The organism is Bacillus sp. AF62 (assembly GCF_050312695.1).
In the GTDB taxonomy this organism is placed as follows: Bacteria; Bacillota; Bacilli; order Bacillales; family Bacillaceae_G; genus Bacillus_A; species Bacillus_A cereus.
In genome coordinates this window covers 25,411-43,734 of the sequence record NZ_JBNPJZ010000067.1, presented here as the reverse complement: position 1 = coordinate 43,734, position 18,324 = coordinate 25,411, and the positions used below count along the sequence as shown (strand labels likewise).

Sequence of the window (18,324 nt, the reverse complement as noted above, 5' to 3'; positions counted from 1 at the left end):
CGCTATCTATTGCATGTTCAGCTAGTTTTTCTGATTCATAACATTGCATATTTATTTTAGTTTTGCAACACCCTCTGAATTAATAATATAGCACATCAAATTTATTAATTCTTATCTCCAATTAGTTTAAATTAGTGAATAAAATTCAATCATATAAAAATAATAAATACAACTAATCGTTATATATTAAAGAGGTGTCAATTTTGTCCTTAAATGAAGAGACCTTAGAAACTAAGACAGATAAAACCATTGAAAAGATCCAAACAAGTAACTTAAAAGAACTTAAAAATACATTAGATAACATCTTTGATATTAGTGCAGATTTAATTGAACATCCTTTGCAATTAAAAACAAACACGAATATTTTACTATATTATTTCGAAGGCCTTACAGATGGTGTTGCATTAAAAACCAATGTTGTTACACCATTATTACAAGAAGTAAATGAAGACAGTCAAATATTTAATTCTAATATTATTGCTACTCATACCAAAATAGTATATACATGGAATGAAATTAAAGAAGGATTACTTGAGGGGCAATGTGTACTGTTTATGGAGGGAGAAAAGCGTTCACTTCTAATAAATACAAAAGGCTGGGCAGAGAGAGCAATTCAAGAGCCAATTTCAGAAGTTACTATAAAAGGATCCCATGATGGATTTATTGAAAATGCCACAAAAAATATAGGTCTTATCCGTCGATATATTCCTTCTACAGAGTTAAAAATCAAAAAGCTGACGATTGGAGAAAGAGCCACTTCTTTAGTCTATTTAATTTACTTAGGTGATGTAGCAAACGCAGATGTAGTCCAAGAAATTGAAACTAGAATCTGTAAAATCAAAACAGATGCGGTATTAAGTATTGGAGAGCTATCTAATTATACAAAAGATCAAAATTGGACTCCTTTTCCACAGGCGTATTTAAGCGAGCGCCCAGACGCCATTTCAAATCATATACTTGATGGGAAAGTAGCAGTATTAATGGATAGATCCCCTGGTGCAATGGTTGTTCCTATGAATTTGATTGGATTTTTTCAAACCCCAGATGACTATAATATTCATTGGCTCATCGCATCATTTTTTCGCTTATTACGATTTGCAGGATTTATTATAGCTATTTTTTTACCCGCATTTTATATTGCTATAGTCTCTTTTCACTTTGAAATTATTCCTATAGACTTATACACTTCTATTGCAACATCAAGAGTCAAAGTCCCTTTCTCCCCCTTATTGGAAGCTTTTATAATGGAAATTACACTAGAAATGCTACGTGAAGCTGGCATTCGCTTACCACAACCAATTGGACAAACTATTGGAATCGTTGGAGGGATTGTAATTGGACAGGCGGCTGTTCAAGCTGGTCTTGTTAGTAACGTTATGGTTATTATTGTATCTATTACAGCCATTGCTTCATTTATTGTTTCTAATTATGATTTATCAAGTTCTATACGCCTTATCCGTTTTCCAATGATGTTATTGGCTTACTTTTATGGGATTGTAGGTATTGTTAGTGGATTAATGCTCTTATTTGCTCATTTTGTTTCACTAACTTCCTATGGTTCACCATACGGAATGCCAATCGCACCATTTCGTCTCCAAGAGTTAAAAGATTCTTTTGTAAGATTTCCTATTTCGATGATTACCACCCGCTCGAGTACAGGACAGCCGAAACAAAGAAAGAAAAAAGAAGGTGGTTAACATGGGGAATCTTAAGTTCCAAAAAGTAACTTTATTCGAATTTATTATTTTCATTCATTCGCTGCAACTCGCATCTGGTATGTTAATTATGCCAAGCCCACTTGCTACTACTGCTGGTACAGATGGCTGGATTTCGATCATTCTCGGATGGATAGTTACTTCTATAATCGGTGTATTTATTATATTAATGTTACAAAAAAATCCTAACAAAAATTTCTCACAAATCTTAAAAACATACTTTGGTAAATGGATAGGGACAATTCTTTTTCTTGCATATGCCTTTTATCTATTTTTTGCTGGATTTAATACTTTATTAAAGGCAACTGATATTGTAAAAGTGTGGATATTCCCTTCCACTCCTGCTTATCAAATCACCATATTATTACTATTACCTTTTATTATTTTAGCCCTGAGTGGGTTAAGGGCTCTTACTAGTTATTCTATGCTTGTTTTCTTCTTCACTACTTGGATGCCGCTATTTCTTCTTTTTTCATTAAAGAGTAACTACAACCCTTTACACCTACTACCTATTTTTAAAGAGGGATTATACCCTATTTTAAAGGCAACAAAAGAAACTATTACTCCTTATGCTGGCTTAGAAATTGCATATTATATATATCCTTTCTTACAAAAAAAACAAAAGGCCATAAAAGGACTACTAATAGCAAATACTGGAACCATGATTTTCTATCTATATGTGACTATTCTTTCTTATATATACTTTAGCCCCGAGGGGATAAAAGACCTGATTTGGCCCGTATTTCATTTGTTACAAGGGGTTCGTTTTTCTTTCATGGAACGATTAGAAATTATTTATATCGCTTACTATTTAATTGTATTCTCCACTACTTTATATCCGTATTTATTTTTCAGTTTTGAATCTATGACCATATCACTTCAAAAAAACGCCCGAAATTGGGCGCTGCTTGCTTTTATGTTATTTATAGTTGGGCTATTTATTTTCCTAAATCCCGATGTAGATCAATATTTGTTTATATATTCTCTTATGGATATCTTAAATGTCATTTTCTTTATTCTTTTACCAATCTTATTTTTCGCTTACAGTATTCTTTTTACTTGGGTTACTAGGAGGAAACAACTTTGATTCGAAAATGGATATGGATTGTAATTTGTTGTGTGTATATAATTGGTTGTAGTCAGAGAGTTCCTCTTGAGAAGGTTTCATTAATCCTTTTAATTGGCTTGGATAGAACCTCTAATGGAGACATAAAAGTTGGAACAAGCATACCACTCTTTCATCATAAGCAGCAAAAAAGTACTATAGAGCATTGGACACAAGCATCAACTGTATATAATGGATTCAGTAAGATAGATACGAAGTTAACGGGATATCTGACAGCTTCCAAAGCTCAAATCATTTTAATTGGGAAAAAATTAGCGCAAGAAGCAAACTGGTTGCAGGAGCTTGATTCTTCTTACCGTGATCCTTACGCTACCATTAATGCTAAAGTAGTACTTGTAGATGGGCCTGCAGAAGAAATTTTTAAAATTTATAAGCCTAGTAAACCATCACTATCATCTTATATAAATGGTGTAATCGAATCCTCAATTCAAAATAACCAATCCGTCTCTTCTACAATTCAGCAATTAATGAGAGAACAAAATGAAGATGGAATGACGCAAACTGTTCCAACTATCAAAAAAACAAAGAATGAAATCGACACAGTAGGAATTGCATTTTTAGATCGAAAAGGGAAATATTTAGCGTATATCCCTAAAAAAAATGTTAAATTTTTCAATCTTATAAATAAGCCAAAAAGTAACGGGCGAATGATATTACACCTTGCACTTCCTCCTAAAAATTCCAACAAAAAAACAAATACTTCTATCTTCGTACAGAACGCGACAAGGAAGGTAGTTGTTAATTTTCAAAACGGAAAGTTTGTATTTAATCTCGATATATATGCTAATGTAGCTTTAATAGAAAAAACCAATGCGAATTCAATTAAGGGACACTATGATAATAAAAAAAATATAAATAATTTAAAAAGTGCTATTCAAAAAGAAATTAATAATAATTTACAAAATATGTTGTATGAAATACAGCAGAATAAAATTGATCCAATCGGATTATCCCTATATGCTAGAGCATTTCAATATAAAGAGTGGAAAAAAGTAAAGGGAGATTGGTTGCAAGCGTTAGCAGAGGCTAAAATAAATGTAAAGACACACGTCAAAATAAAAGATACTGGGACCATTAGAAATTAGACTAGTCTATTCTTCTGCTTAAAATTATTTCTAAGTGGAATTTTTCATCTTCTATAATTATGATGTAAAAGATAATAACTCAAAGAAAAATCTACTGGTTAAATGCTAACCAATAGATTTTTTTATCTAAGGATTCTTTTAAAGGTACAACAATTTTACTGTAGTAATCAAGGACTGGTTTCTAATTTTAGTTACTGGAGAGTATAATCCCTACCAGCTTTCATCCCAATAGCAACTCAATGATATAACATTAAAGATATAATCCCTTAACTTAGGGATTTTGACTTTTCAAATTTATACCAATGTCTTAGTTCTATGTACTTTGATATATATGTCCACATCAATATGTTATTGCATCATATACTGAATAGATAATTTAAATTACTTTTAAAAAGGATGATGAGGATGAACCTAGATGATATACAAAAATCCTATGGCGTAATTGTAAGTTTAGGAGGATTGTGTCAAGTCACTAACCAAATCAAAAGGCACCATTTAAGAACATTTTCTGGACCTTTAGATTGGTTTTATTATCCATCACTTTCAGATGTAAACAGATTACTTCAAAGTCGGTTTGAAAAATTTATGAAGTTGGAAAATATGGTCATAGAAGGTTCAGAAAGTTACGGTCTTATTGAATCAGAATTTGATAATCAAACTAAATGGGCAGAACGAATTACCTATTGTATAAAGGACACTTATTATAATTGTTTTTCAATGCATGACTTTCCTATTGACTCAGAAAAGGATTGGAAATCAACTTATCCTTCTTTTAAAGCTAAATTAGACACTAGAATTAATCGATTCCTTGAAAAAATAAATAGTAGTGAATCGATTTTATTCATTAGGATTTGGGGAAATCGAGATGAAGCGATTGAATTAAAAAACGTATTATCCAAAATTACAAATAAAGATTTTAATATTCTTATTGTCAATTTTAAGGAGGATATATCTAATATCGTTGAGCAAAATTGGAGAATATCAAGGGTTTGTTCAATTGAACTCCCACGTTATCAGGATAGATGGGAAGGTGATGATTCCGATTGGGATTATATTTTAAATAAAATAACATTAACTTAATACTTTTCTTCTTACTTTTAACATAATTTTTCTATTAAATTAAAATAGGTGTAGAGAAATAAAATTGCCAACTAATTGATACACACTTAATTAATAAACCGTTCATATAATAATTCATAAGTCCTTCTTTATTGAATAAATGGTTCTTTACAAAATTGATTCCATCACTAGAGCACCTTTATACGGTGCTCTTTTTTAAATTTGTAAAATCTACCATTCAATATTTGTTCACTTTTCCTTTAAATAGTTAATTTCCTTCTTAGATTTTTCATTATAAGCTTCTTCAATTCCCTTGATTCCCCTCCCCTTCTTTTATCTTATAAACAAGCAATTTCTTTCATTAGTATTAAATAAAAGAAAGCATTGATTTTAAAATAACCTAATTTACATAAGATTGAGAATAAACTACAGTGCGTATTCTTCACGTTTAATCAGCATTTGAATTATAAATCTAACATATATTTTTTAGTTGATTGTCATTATGGTACAACCGTGTATACATTTATCAAACAAACTACATAGTTTAAATTAGTAAAATATATAGAGAGGAAGGAAATAAATCTATGAAAGTCATAATTTTGTGTGGCGGAAAAGGGCTTCGGATGCAAGGAATTTTAGAGGACATTCCCAAACCATTAGTTCGAGTTCAAGGAAAGCCTCTCCTCTTGCATATAATGAATTGGTATAGAAAATATGGACATTCTGATTTCATTTTGCCCTTAGGATATAAAGGTGAGAAAATTAAAGAATATTTTATGGACTTTAGCTGGAAAGAGAATGACTTTAGTTTGAATTTTAAAACCAGTCAATATACGCTACTTCAGGAATTAGAAAATTGGAATATACACTTTATAGATACAGGAATTGATACAATGACCGGGGCAAGACTAAAAAAACTTGAATCCTTTGTACAGGGTGAAACCTTTTTATTAACTTATGGTGACGGATTAGCCAATATAGATATTGATCAACTAGTAGCATTCCATAAAGAAAAAGGAAAAATTGCTACATTAACTGGAATTAAAAAAAATAGTCAATACGGCCTATTGGCGGTCGAAGATGGAATTGCTATTGATTTTAAAGAAAAACCATTACTCGATGAAGTAATTAATGGCGGGTTTTTTGTATTTAACAAAGAAATATTCGATTATTTAAGTAATAATGATGATTGTGTTCTAGAAGAAGATCCTCTTCGAAATTTAATAAAAGACAATGAGCTCGCAGTCTATGAACACAATGACTTTTGGGCTAGTGTCGATACACCTAAAGATTTAAAAACTGTAAATGAAAGTTGGAATCCAAATAAATTTTAGTGGAGAGGACTGAATAAGCATTGAACTCTAATGATAAAAAAATAAGTTTACCTCGATTGTATATCCCCTCTAATGAGAAAATAGTTAACCCACTTTCAACAGGAATTAAAGCTTCAAATCTCTCCAAAAAAAATACTCAAAAAAGACATCCCCAATTCTATAATCAACAACATGATCTAAATAATCATTTCTGCGTCATTGTAGGTAGTGAGTATGTCTTGAAAATTATTGCTTTACAGCAATCACTAATGCAGTACTCAGAAAAATTCACATTGTGGATTTGTTGTATAGATCCTTTTGCATATTCACTATTAAAAGAAATGAGTTTAATTAATGTAAACCTTTTACAAGTTGAAGAATTAGAAGATCGTGAACTAAAAGCAATTAAGAGAAAAAGAAAAGTAAATGAATATTGTTGGACTTTAAAATCTGTCTTGATAGAATATTTATTGGTCAATTATGATTTACCATCTATTCTATATTGTGATGGTGATTTATGCTTTTTCTCTGACCCTAATATTATTTTTGAGGAATGGGGTGACCATTCTATTTTCCTAACCCCCCAAAGAGATCGTGATTGGGTAGAAAAAATGTATGGAAAATATCAGGCCGGTCTAATTGGATTTAAGAATGATCTCTATGGACTAAAAAGTGTAAGATGGTGGAAAAATAAATGTATAGATTGGTGCAGTGCCGAGGCTGAGGAGGGGAAATTTGGAGACCAAAAGTATTTAGATTATATCCCTATATATTTTCCAAAAGTAAAAATTTCAAATAACTTAGGTATAAATGCTGCGCCTTGGAACTGTATATATAATAACGATTATAAAATTGACAAGACTAAAAACGATGTATTTATTGAAAACGACAAACTAGTTGTTTACCATTTTGCATGTATTACTATCTTTACTGAAAATGATTTTGATCTTTGGTCTTTGGGAGAAATTTCAATACCCAATAATATATTAAACCATATTTACACTCCGTATTTAGAGAGAATTCAATTTGTTTTAAAGCAATTAAAGGATAAATTCAATAAAGATACTAAACAATTTTTAAGTAAAAAAGATATAAATAAAGCTCAAACTTTATATAAAGATTCACAATTAAGAAGAAAAATGAATCAATCCAATCATTTTATGAACTTTTCCATGATTATAAGTAAAGAACGATTAATTCAAGGATTGACCTCTTATTATTCCTTAGAAAATTTCAACGCTAAATTTACTGTATGGATCTGTTGTATGGATGATTTAACTTATCAAATATTAGAGAAATTAAAATTAAAGCACGCCATACTAATTCCAGTAAAAGAAATTGAAAATCATGAACTCCTCAGTATAAAAAATGATAGAAGTTTACAAGAATATTGTTGGACATTAAAAGCGCCCCTATGTCTACATGTCCTTAGTCTTTATCCGGAAGTTGATCACATTATATATTGTGATGCTGATATGTATTTCTTTACAGCACCTAATATCATTCTTGATGAGTGGTGGAAATACTCTGTATTCCTTTGCCCTCAAAGAAGCTCTACTGCAATTGAAAGCATACACGGTATATACCAAGCTGGTTTAGTAGGCTTCAAAAACGATCAAAATAGTAAAGAAATTTTAACATGGTGGAAAGATAAATGCCTAGAATATTGTAATAATCATTATGATGTTGAAATGAATAGATGGGGTGACCAAAAATATTTAAATCACATTCCTAACATCTTTTCTAATATAAAAATCATGACTCATAAAGGTATTGATGCAGCACCTTGGAATGTCATTTTAAATAGCAGTTCTATATCTAAAACAGATAATAAAGTTTTTATTGATCAAGATGAATTAATAGCTTTTCATTTTGGAAGTATGCAAATTATTAATCCAAACGAGTTCGATTTATGGAAACAAGAAACTTTAGAATTACCTCCAGCAGTTTTAGATTATATATACATTCCTTATATTGAACAATTGAACAAGACATGTCATACCCTTCATAATACTTTTCAAAAATCTCCCTCCTCTTTATTTGCTGACCAAATTGATACAACAACAATAAAAAATTATTTTAAATACCCCTCCCCTCATCACAATTAAGACTGATACTTTCCTTATTTAAAAATAAATCTATTTATTTCAGCAACTAAAAATACATCTTAATAAAGGATAGATTATCATTATGATTGCTTCATTTAAAAATAAAACTTTCCTTATTACTGGTGGATACGGTTTTATTGGTTCTCACTTGGTACGAAGACTTTTAAATTTACAAGCAAAAATTGTTCTTTTCATAAGAACACCATCAAACTCTTGGAGACTAAAGGATATTCTAAAATATATTGAAACCTATGAAATAGATATACGAGATAAAAAACAAGTACAAGATGCAATAAAGAAAATTAATCCCGATTATATCTTTCACCTGGCAGCCTATGGTGTAAATTCTGCCCATACAGATTACATCCATGCTATAGAAACAAATGTTATAGGGACTTGTAACATTATTCAAGCAGCAAAATTGGTGAATTGTAAAAAAATCATCAATTTTGGGAGTAGTTCTGAATACGGTAACAAGATGGAACCTATTCATGAAAATATGTTACTAACTCCTGTGGATATCTATGGAAGTACCAAAGCTGCTGCTACTATACTCGCCCATCAAATTGCTAGCGAAAACAATATTAATCTTATAACATTAAGACCTTTTGGCATATTCGGAGAAGGCGAAGAGCCGCATAAAATTTTTAGCTATATAATCTTGCGAGTATTACAAAACAAAGATGTAAATTTAACTTTATGTAATCAATTAAGAGATTATTGTTATATAGAAAATGTAATAGATGCCTGTATCCTAGCAGTAGAAAATACTACTGTACAAAATGAAATCTTTAATATTGGGAGTGGCACTATTCACCCCTTGAAACATTATGTAGAATTATTATTCAAACATTTGAAAACCAATTCCAGACCAAATTACGGTGCAATTTCCTCTAGAACAAATGAAAGATGGGTTCCTGAAGCAGATGTGCAAAAAATAAAAAACTCTCTTTCCTGGGAACCTAGAATTAATATTGAAGAAGGAATTATAAAAACTGTTAATTGGTATAAAAATAATAAACATTTATACCTAACTCCCTAAAAATAGGGTACTAAAGGAGGTGGACTAATTGTTAAACCAAAACTTTAATAATGCTTTTTACGGAAAAACAATTTTAATTACTGGACATACTGGTTTTAAAGGTTCTTGGTTATCCCTATGGTTGAATGAATTAGGTGCTACTGTAATCGGATATTCATTAGATCCTAAAAATAAAAATGATAACTTTAACATTACTAACCTTCAAAATAATATAATTGATATTCGTGGAGACATTAGAGATTTTAATAAATTAAATAAGGTTTTTACAGATTATAAACCTGAAATTGTATTCCATTTAGCTGCCCAACCTCTAGTTAAGTATTCATATGAATATCCTAGAGAAACATACGAGGTAAACGTTGTAGGAACTATGAATGTACTAGAGGCAATTCGATTACATGAATCAGCTAAAATAGGAATTATGGTGACAAGTGACAAGTGCTATGAAAATAAAGAATGGCCTTGGGGTTATCGTGAAATTGACCCTATGGGCGGCCATGACATATATAGCTCAAGTAAAGGATGCTGCGAACTTTTAATTTCTTCCTATCGTAATTCTTACTTTTCAGAAGAAAAATTTTCTCACCACAAGAAAATAATTGCAAGCGTTCGAGCTGGTAATGTAATTGGTGGTGGTGATTGGTCAATAGATAGAATTATTCCTGATTGTATACGAGCATTAGAATCAAACAAAAAGATTATTATTAGAAACCCTACTGCTATTAGACCCTGGCAACATGTACTAGAACCCTTAAGCGGGTATTTACTCCTTACAGAAAAAATTATAAATAATGGTATCCTTTATTCAGGGGCATGGAACTTCGGGCCACCCCTAAGCAATATTGTTTCCGTAGAAAAATTAGTGACCCGTTTACTAGATATTTGGGGCTGCGGGGATTGGACAGCAGAAAATATAGGTCCAATAAATTTTCATGAAGCAAATTTACTAAACCTTGACATTAGCAAAGCAAAATTCAATCTTGATTGGCAGCCAAAATGGTCCCTACAACAAACTATAGAAAATACAATAGAGTGGTATAAACGTTATAATTCTTACACCAGTTCTGAGATGATAAATCTATGTATTAGCCAAATCAAACAATATTGCATGCTTTGAAATACTCCCACATGCTCATACTTGCTGTGAGTTCCTTATGGAGTGAGTCTTCTTGGTTAAATAATAAAAGACACATTAATTTTTATAGTCTAAATTATAAACCTACTATACCTAGAATTATGTGATTGTTCATTAATAAAGATTTTATTTCTTCGGTTACTTCAAATCAACTATTGACATTATACTGAAGAATAAAGGAATCACATATTTTTCTAGTGATTCCCCTGTTCTGAGAAAATAATGTCTTTCTTTAACGACAATACAGTATATGCAATTATTAATTTATTTGTTCTAGTTATAAAAAATCTATCCCTATCAAAAGAGCTTTCTTCAAAGAAAAACTTCCTATTTTCTTCTACTTATCCTACTCAAAAAGTAAATAATGTTTTTTTTAGATAATTATATCTACTATTTATAGAATTACACTGAGCTTTAACAAGTTTATGCTTATATATTGATTCTCTTATTTATCATCACCAATGTTGATGAATTTATGCATAGCTTATTCTATACACAAATAGCTTTTTGAATTATCTTTTTAGAATAAGTAAAGGAGACTTTCTCTTTTATGCACTTTCCCCTTACCAGTCTTAAATTTCCCTTTAATCAACAATAAGAACAAATCTTCAATATAGTACATCTTCTATAAAACCAAGCCATAAGTAAGATAATTTCCCTATTAAATATAATGAGGTATTCTGTTTCACCTTTTTACATTATCTAAATAAGGACTTGTAGGAATTCTTACAAGTTCTTTTTTTGTTTTCTTTATTCTCTTCTTATTTACACACGCAAGATTTATATATTTGTTTGTAATACATACTATAGTATCTGATAAACAATTTAAAAAGTAATATGTAATGGATCCGTTTTAAGAAAAGGAAATTTCATAAATCTTCAATCACAGTTTCTTAGTTCACCTGATAGAACGTATAAAGACTCATATCATCTTTTGATAATTTTTGGATGTTTTATTCTAAGTACATTCGACAATAATTGATTATTTTCTGAATTTTCTTGAAAAAGTTGTAAAATCATACTATTTTTTCTTCTATTTTGCTATGATAGTTACAATTAAATTGGATTAGGATATTTCTATAAGATGGGGGCGTATATTATGAGTGTCTCAGTAAAAGGAAATGAGCAGTTAACCTCTCTATTGAACGACTGGTATCGATCTATGCTATCTCAACAAGTTATAAAAGCTACTAATCTAAAAAAGAAAATTGATGAAAAAATCAGCAAATTAAGTACTGAGCCAAATCAAGAACATCAAGATCAAAATTTGTTACTATATTACTCACTACTTGAATTCCGTTACAATGTCTTAACAGATAGCCTTGGTATTCAACAAAATAGCTTTGATGCTATTAGTGACTATGATATGCCTACAGACCATTTTCTACGCTTCTATTATCACTTTTTTAAATCCATTCATTCCACTTTTATATCAAATTATACTGAGGCAGAGGAACATTATAAACTGGCAGAAAAGATATTAGTAGACATACCAGATGAAATTGAACACGCTGAATTCTACTATAGAATTGCTACTTTTTATCACCATACCTATAACATGCTTGCTTCTATCGAATACGCAAATAAATCGAGAGCAATCTTTTCAAAGTATGAAGGTTATGAAGTAAAAACAGCCTTTTGTAATAGTTTGCTAGGTGGCTGCTGCATCTATTTAAAACAGTACGAACAAGCAGAAGAATATCTACATTGTGCAATTGATTTACTACAAAAAAATAGGGAAGAAGATTCCTTGTTATACGTAAAAAATACTATGGGGTGGCTGTATTCTGATCAAAGTATGTCTACTTTAGCTATTCGTCACCTTTCAGAAGTAACAGAGAAAATCCCTACACACTTCAAGGCCATCTTCCTACAAGCTAAGGAACATTATAAGTTAGGAGAACAATCAACGGCCAGTCAACTCATTGATAAGGGACTACAAATTTGCAGAGAAATTCATAACGAAGAATACACACACCACTTCTCTATTTTAAAAAGATTAAACGAAAATATTCCATTGGAAGAATTAGAAAAAATCATTCAAGAAGGAATCTTATACTTTGAGGAAGAAGAATTATGGGAATATGTTGTCGAATACGCTGAATTATTTGCCACAAAATGTAGACAATTAGAGAACTACCAAAAGGTAAGTGACTATTTCCATATTTGTTATCAGGCAAGACAAAAATCAATCGCAAAAGGAGTGTTAAAATAATGAAAAAAATTAGCTTATTATTATCAGGCATTGCTTTTATTGGGGTATTAACGGTGGGAATTTTTCAGTTTTCTAAAACAGATCAGCTTGCTACTCATGGTCATTATCCTACTCCTTCATATAGTGTTGGCGATTATGGTGGTGCACCACCACAAATTTAATGTAACTGTATTTAAAAACCCTCCAAATGGAGGGTTTTTAAATGGCTTTTCTGCCTGTTCAATACGCATAGCGAGTACATATTATACTTATTTACTATGCATTTCCACTCTGTAACAAGATTCTAGCATTCTCTCCTAGAATCTCAACTTAAATCTTAAATCCACCAATTAACTCTTGAAGTTCTTCTGCCATCTGTGCTAATTGTATTGCTGAAGAATTTATCTCTTCCATAGAAGCATGTTGTTCCTCAGATGAACCAGCTATCGTTTGCATACTTGAAGAGTTCTCTTTTACAGCCATAGCTATTTGATCAATCGATGTATCGACTTTCATTGCATCAGTAGTCATTGTATTAGATAGCTCCACCATACCATGCACTTTTGACACTATATCATTTGCAGATTTTGAAATCTCATAAAAACTTTGTTTTGTATCGTTCGCAACTTTAATTCCCGACTGTACCTCTACTCCCACTTCATTCATAGCTTTTACAGTCTCATGTACGTCTGCTTGTATTTCCTTAATTAAGCTTCCAATTTCCATCGAAGATTCGGATGATTGCTCTGCTAGCTTCCTAACTTCATCTGCAACAATTGCAAACCCTCGCCCCTGTTCTCCTGCTCTAGCTGCTTCAATTGCTGCATTCAATGCTAATAAATTTGTTTGTTCCGCAATATTTTGAATCGCTTCTAATATACTTCCAATTTGTTGCGATTTCTTATCTAATAATTTTATTACATTATCGGATTGAGAAACAGAGTGATGGATAGACTGCATTTGTGTTACAGTTTGTTCTACTAATTGTTCACCTTCATTGGCTTTTTGTTTTGTGTATATGGATGAAGCCGATACTTCAGATGCATTCTCAGCTACATATTGAATATTTCGTGTTACCTCACCAATTAATTCAGCTCCAGACTCAACTTCATTATTTTGAACCTCTGCACTATTCGAGATCTCTTCCATCTCTTTTGTAATTTGTTCCGTCGCAACGCTTGCTTGTTCTACACTAGCAGTTAGTTCCTCAGAAGACGCAGCTACATGTCCTGCAGATGTGTTAATTTGAGAAATAATATTACGTAACGACTCTGCCATTGTATTGAAACTACCGCCTAATTGACCAAGTTCATCCTTTGAACGAATATCTATTTTCTCGGTTAAATCTCCCTGACTAATTCTTTGGGCCGAAATAACTAATTGTCTTAGTGGATTAATAATAGATCTAAGTATGAATAAAATTACAATTCCACCTAACAATAATGAAGCCCCTATTATAGTGAGCGTTTTATAAAAAATAGGATTGGTAGCTTCTTCAATTTCTTTCGTAGGCATTACGCCAGCTATTTTCCAACCTGTTTTTTTGTTTGTCTTAAAGCTTATGTTTCGATCTTCCCCGTTAAGGCTATAAGTAATTACGTCATCTTCTTTTTTGTACAGTTCATCCGCTAAAGTTTTCTCTAATTTCTCTCCTGGCTTTAGTGATGGATGAACAACTATTGTTTTATCTTGACTGACTATAGATACAAATCCTTGCTTTCCAATTTTAATCATTTTGGATGTTTTTACTATATCTTTAATATTCAAATCTACGCCAATGACACCACTTTTATCTGCATTTTGCTTTGCAATTGCTATTACCATATTTCCTGTAGACTTTGATTTATATGGAGATGAAACAATAATCTCTCCATTTGCTTTTACTGCATCCTTATACCAACTGCTTTCTAACGGATTAAACCCTTCTGGTATTTTTCCAACAGGTGCATGAATAAATTGATTGTTACTGGATGCCGTATAAATCGTTTCTATCTCTGGATGTAACTGTATATATTGATCAAATTTACTCTGTACATTTTGCGATTGTTCAGGATTATAATCCCCTTGTGTGAGTACCTTTGCAAAATGAGAGACATCTGTTTGCTTATTTTCTAATTCATCATCAACAATCTTATCTAAAATACTTATATTATCTTGTGCTGATTGTAAAATTGTTTCATTAAGATCTGTTTTTGCTTTATTATAAGATGATATTCCTACGATTAGACTTGGTATAATTAATATTGCTATAAATGCCATAGACAACTTCGTTTTAAGCTTTATTTGTCCCAATCTTTCTTTTATATTAAACACTAGATACTTCTCCCTTTCACTTTTACTACTGATATAGTTTATTTAAATTTTTCTCCTTTATTTTTTCTACATATATTTACAGTACCATTCGAAATGAAACCCCTATTAAATCCTATCATCTCAACTTCCTTATTTAACGATTTAAATTTCACAGGCAGCGTTTTATCTATCCTCCTTTCGAATATGTTATCTTTCCATATTCAGCAATTCTAAAACTACGAATTGTTCCCAATAAAATGGATGAAACATAACCTTCATTTAACAGATATTATTTGACCTTGATTGGATAAAAATTTTAATTTAGCGCTATTCAAATCGGATGAAGTCTTTACCATAATAAATTCTCTAAAAAATAACTACATAAATTTATTCTTTGTATGATTATGTTTAACAGCCTTTGAACCATTCTAAATGCATCACACTATTCATGAATCATTTACTACGGCCGATTTTGTTGTAAGAGATAACTAAACCATAAATTCTATATAAAAGAATAAAATAAATTGGAGAAATTCATTGTAACACGTATACATAAGTAATAGATATAAAATCCGATAATATATTATTACCTTATAATAAATAAATAATTCAGTATAAACTGTATTTTAGTTCTATAGAAGAATCTTTCCCTATATGCAATATTACATATAATCTACCTTATGTAGTTTGTTATACTATGCATGTGGATTTTTCATCCAAAAATCCACCCAAACGCATATTTATGTATATGCCACCCTAATTGATGAAAGTGAGAAGAATGTTTATCATTTTTCTCACTTTTTTATTTAGGCTCTGTTAATATTGTATTAAATAAGGGAAGACACCTTAGAGTTGGTGCTTCCCTTATTTGTTGATTATTCAAATCTAAAATAGGTATTTTCTAAACCTATTCTTTGCTTTAATGTTCTGCCCAAAGCATAATTATTTGGTAATTCTTTTTCAATGACACAAATAATATAACCTGCTTTTCCTGTTGTTAAATTAGTTAATTGTAAGTAGTTATTGTTGTCGTAGATATAAGAAATAATATATTCATAGAAATTATTTTCTTTGTCTTCTCTATTCATATCAACATTGTACAACCTAACTCTTGCTCCTGCCCAAATTTCCTCATCATCATTACTTAAAGGCATCCATTTCGAGTTATCCAATATTTCACCCTTTTCTTTAATTCGTTCCTACACCATATTCAAGGTATGCTAAATTATCCTTGTCTGATGAATATCTATTTATCTTTTCATATAGAGTAAACAAAATCTCTACTCATAATTTTTTCTTTGTTAGGCAAACTATATCTAAGCCGTTTGAACTAGCGGCTTCACTCTTCTGGTAATGGGATAGCACAATTTATTGAATTGACTAACTCATTCAACCCACTGGCACCGGCAGGCAACAAAATAGTTGTCTGCCATCTTCATGTATACTTTTTCTAATTTCATTACAAACCAAATGTGTGTTGTACTAATTTCAAAAAGGACGGAATTTCATTTTTGAAAATATAAAAAAGACAAGGTCCTGTCTACTTTTTGTATAGGACTTTTTCTTCTCACATATACTATTTTTGAACCTGTTACCAATACGTGTCCTAATGGTGTCTTGAATTCCTCCTAAAAAGGGCTGCAGATACGACTGCATGCCCTTTTATTTAAATTGCTACTCTATCTTCGATAAAATAATTAAAAACTCAAATGCAATATTACATATTTTTTCAGTTAGGATTATATTAAGATTTACTTCATAGTCGAATTATGGTTTCCTATCTAATTCAGCAATATGTGAACTGTTTACCTAAAGAAAAGGCATCCAAAAGGTGTCTTTTCTTCTTTTAATCTAAAAAACATTTTGCCTTTTCAGTAAGATCCAATTATCCCTCTAACCTAAACCTCATAATTAAAGGCAATTTAATCATGGTACTCAAGAGTTTTCATCCATTTCAATATACCTATAGCTTAATTTAAAATCACATTTCCAGCACTATATTTGCTTTCCTACAGATTTTCTGTCTTGTTCTTAATTCTGTCAAAATCCTCATGTAGCTATACAAAGAATATATGCTATTATGATTTTAAGAAACTATGCGTTCCCTTAACCCTGTATCCGGCCCTGTATTTATTACAGGGTCTTTGTTTATTTTATTTAATACACATCCAATTTCAGTTAAAATTGTTTAAATGCTAATTAATTTTTGAAATGATATAACTATAAGCTCTTTTAGCAAATAAAATATAATATTAGACATATTTAACCAACTTGGGGCTATTATTAATTTTCTAAATATGCACTTCATTAACACTACACAAATAGTGTTAACTATCTTAATTGAATATTAGTAATAGTAAGTATAAATATTATCAATTTACTATATATTACATTTATGTAAAAATAGACGTATGTTAATCTTATTCAAAATCTTTCCCCTAATAAAGGTTTGAAGTAGCATTTCATGATTCTCCTTACTGTTAATATGCCCTGGAAAAGAACCCTATAGGGTTCTTTTTCTTTTCATTATAACCTCAGTAAGTCCTTATTTAACATGCAAAAAGGACTGCTAATTATTTGCAGCCCTTTTACACGTTAATATACACTTGTATTACATGCTTAAAACTTTATTGTATTAGGTATTTATACCAACTAAACATGCCATTATCATTTAGATATATAACACTTCAAAGTTTAGAAGTATACAATAACAAATCTTTCCCAGCTTCCAGCTACATAACTAGTAGCTGTTAATTCTCTACCACCATTTGCTGATATATATCTACCATTACTTAGTGCTTGTAATACATATATCCTATTATCCCCACCATTATATAAGATAAATTTTTCCCATGCCCCAATTGATGTACGATCTGCTACTACTCTACCATTTGGCTCAAACGAAACATACTTCCCATTACTTTTAGCTTTTAAAGCGTACGTATATAATTCCCCCGTCGGAATTAATTCAAATTTCTCCCATTCATTAACTGCATTACGATTTGCTATTACATTTCCCAAAGGCTCAGCAGAAACATATTGTAAATTTGCTGCCTGTATAGCAACTGTCCAACTTCCATTAAATAAATTTACGCCTTTTAGTGAACCTGCTTTTGATAGATTGGCTGCCGATACATCATTCGATGGTGTAATCATCAATATCATTAAAACCATCGGCAACATCATTAAAACTAACTTTTTTGAGATTGTATTACCACTTGCACATGTTATGAACCTCTTCATTCCCATTCCTCC

The 18,324-nt window shown here is 30.8% G+C and carries 13 protein-coding genes; 10 read left to right on the top strand and 3 right to left on the bottom strand.

The annotated features are described in order from the left end of the window. The first annotated feature begins 203 nt into the window (after positions 1-203). The 10 genes from ACQRBL_RS16225 (at position 204) to ACQRBL_RS16180 (ending at position 12,959) form a co-directional block, all read left to right on the top strand. Positions 204-1,697: a spore germination protein gene (locus ACQRBL_RS16225; RefSeq protein WP_000055701.1), complete on the top strand. Its 1,494-nt coding sequence runs from the start codon at positions 204-206 to the stop codon at positions 1,695-1,697. Between the two features lies 1 nt (position 1,698). Beyond that, positions 1,699-2,802 carry a GerAB/ArcD/ProY family transporter gene (locus ACQRBL_RS16220; protein ID WP_411996475.1) on the top strand — a complete coding sequence of 368 codons (1,104 nt, stop codon included), beginning with the start codon at positions 1,699-1,701 and terminating at the stop codon, positions 2,800-2,802. Continuing rightward, on the top strand, positions 2,799-3,926 hold the full coding sequence (locus ACQRBL_RS16215) for a Ger(x)C family spore germination protein (protein WP_411996476.1): 1,128 nt from the start codon (positions 2,799-2,801) through the stop codon (positions 3,924-3,926). The genes ACQRBL_RS16220 and ACQRBL_RS16215 overlap by 4 nt, the downstream gene beginning before the upstream one ends. Positions 3,927-4,331: 405 nt before the next feature. Beyond that, positions 4,332-5,006, top strand: a complete 675-nt coding sequence (locus ACQRBL_RS16210; RefSeq protein ID WP_411996477.1) for a papain-like cysteine peptidase — start codon at positions 4,332-4,334, stop codon at positions 5,004-5,006. A 563-nt stretch (positions 5,007-5,569) separates the two neighbouring features. Next, positions 5,570-6,319: a sugar phosphate nucleotidyltransferase gene (locus tag ACQRBL_RS16205; RefSeq protein WP_023522663.1), complete on the top strand. Its 750-nt coding sequence runs from the start codon at positions 5,570-5,572 to the stop codon at positions 6,317-6,319. A 20-nt stretch (positions 6,320-6,339) separates the two neighbouring features. Beyond that, positions 6,340-8,406, top strand: a complete 2,067-nt coding sequence (locus ACQRBL_RS16200; protein WP_016512476.1) for a hypothetical protein — start codon at positions 6,340-6,342, stop codon at positions 8,404-8,406. Between the two features lie 82 nt (positions 8,407-8,488). Next, positions 8,489-9,448 (top strand): NAD-dependent epimerase/dehydratase family protein, encoded by a 960-nt coding sequence (locus tag ACQRBL_RS16195; protein WP_411996478.1) that lies wholly within the window; start codon positions 8,489-8,491, stop codon positions 9,446-9,448. Positions 9,449-9,476: 28 nt separating this feature from the next. Then, positions 9,477-10,565: a CDP-glucose 4,6-dehydratase gene (gene rfbG, locus ACQRBL_RS16190; protein ID WP_411996479.1), complete on the top strand. Its 1,089-nt coding sequence runs from the start codon at positions 9,477-9,479 to the stop codon at positions 10,563-10,565. Positions 10,566-11,682: 1,117 nt separating this feature from the next. Continuing rightward, positions 11,683-12,798 (top strand): tetratricopeptide repeat protein, encoded by a 1,116-nt coding sequence (locus ACQRBL_RS16185; protein WP_161520206.1) that lies wholly within the window; start codon positions 11,683-11,685, stop codon positions 12,796-12,798. Continuing rightward, positions 12,798-12,959: a transcriptional regulator gene (locus ACQRBL_RS16180; protein WP_023522667.1), complete on the top strand. Its 162-nt coding sequence runs from the start codon at positions 12,798-12,800 to the stop codon at positions 12,957-12,959. Before ACQRBL_RS16185 ends, ACQRBL_RS16180 begins: the two co-directional genes overlap by 1 nt. Before the next feature lie 148 nt (positions 12,960-13,107). On the opposite strand, the gene ACQRBL_RS16175 is transcribed toward ACQRBL_RS16180, so the two are convergent. The 3 genes from ACQRBL_RS16175 to ACQRBL_RS16165 all read right to left on the bottom strand — a co-directional run bounded on the left by ACQRBL_RS16175 (position 13,108) and on the right by ACQRBL_RS16165 (position 18,312). Further along, positions 13,108-15,090 carry a methyl-accepting chemotaxis protein gene (locus tag ACQRBL_RS16175; RefSeq protein WP_023522668.1) on the bottom strand — a complete coding sequence of 661 codons (1,983 nt, stop codon included), beginning with the start codon at positions 15,088-15,090 and terminating at the stop codon, positions 13,108-13,110. An 854-nt stretch (positions 15,091-15,944) separates the two neighbouring features. Continuing rightward, positions 15,945-16,223 (bottom strand): hypothetical protein, encoded by a 279-nt coding sequence (locus ACQRBL_RS16170; protein WP_411996486.1) that lies wholly within the window; start codon positions 16,221-16,223, stop codon positions 15,945-15,947. 1,540 nt (positions 16,224-17,763) lie between these two features. Continuing rightward, on the bottom strand, positions 17,764-18,312 hold the full coding sequence (locus tag ACQRBL_RS16165; protein ID WP_000819406.1) for a fascin domain-containing protein: 549 nt from the start codon (positions 18,310-18,312) through the stop codon (positions 17,764-17,766). Between the last annotated feature and the right edge of the window lie 12 nt (positions 18,313-18,324).

Excerpts from the sequence above, each read along its gene's own strand:
- ACQRBL_RS16185 (WP_161520206.1), top strand. The coding sequence starts at position 11,683 with ATGAGTGTCTCAGTAAAAGGAAATGAGCAGTTAACCTCTCTATTGAAC.
- ACQRBL_RS16210 (WP_411996477.1), top strand. The coding sequence starts at position 4,332 with ATGAACCTAGATGATATACAAAAATCCTATGGCGTAATTGTAAGTTTA.
- ACQRBL_RS16165 (WP_000819406.1), bottom strand. The coding sequence starts at position 18,312 with ATGAAGAGGTTCATAACATGTGCAAGTGGTAATACAATCTCAAAAAAG.
- ACQRBL_RS16180 (WP_023522667.1), top strand. The coding sequence starts at position 12,798 with ATGAAAAAAATTAGCTTATTATTATCAGGCATTGCTTTTATTGGGGTA.
- ACQRBL_RS16170 (WP_411996486.1), bottom strand. The coding sequence starts at position 16,223 with ATGCCTTTAAGTAATGATGATGAGGAAATTTGGGCAGGAGCAAGAGTT.
- ACQRBL_RS16195 (WP_411996478.1), top strand. The coding sequence starts at position 8,489 with ATGATTGCTTCATTTAAAAATAAAACTTTCCTTATTACTGGTGGATAC.
- ACQRBL_RS16220 (WP_411996475.1), top strand. The coding sequence starts at position 1,699 with ATGGGGAATCTTAAGTTCCAAAAAGTAACTTTATTCGAATTTATTATT.
- ACQRBL_RS16205 (WP_023522663.1), top strand. The coding sequence starts at position 5,570 with ATGAAAGTCATAATTTTGTGTGGCGGAAAAGGGCTTCGGATGCAAGGA.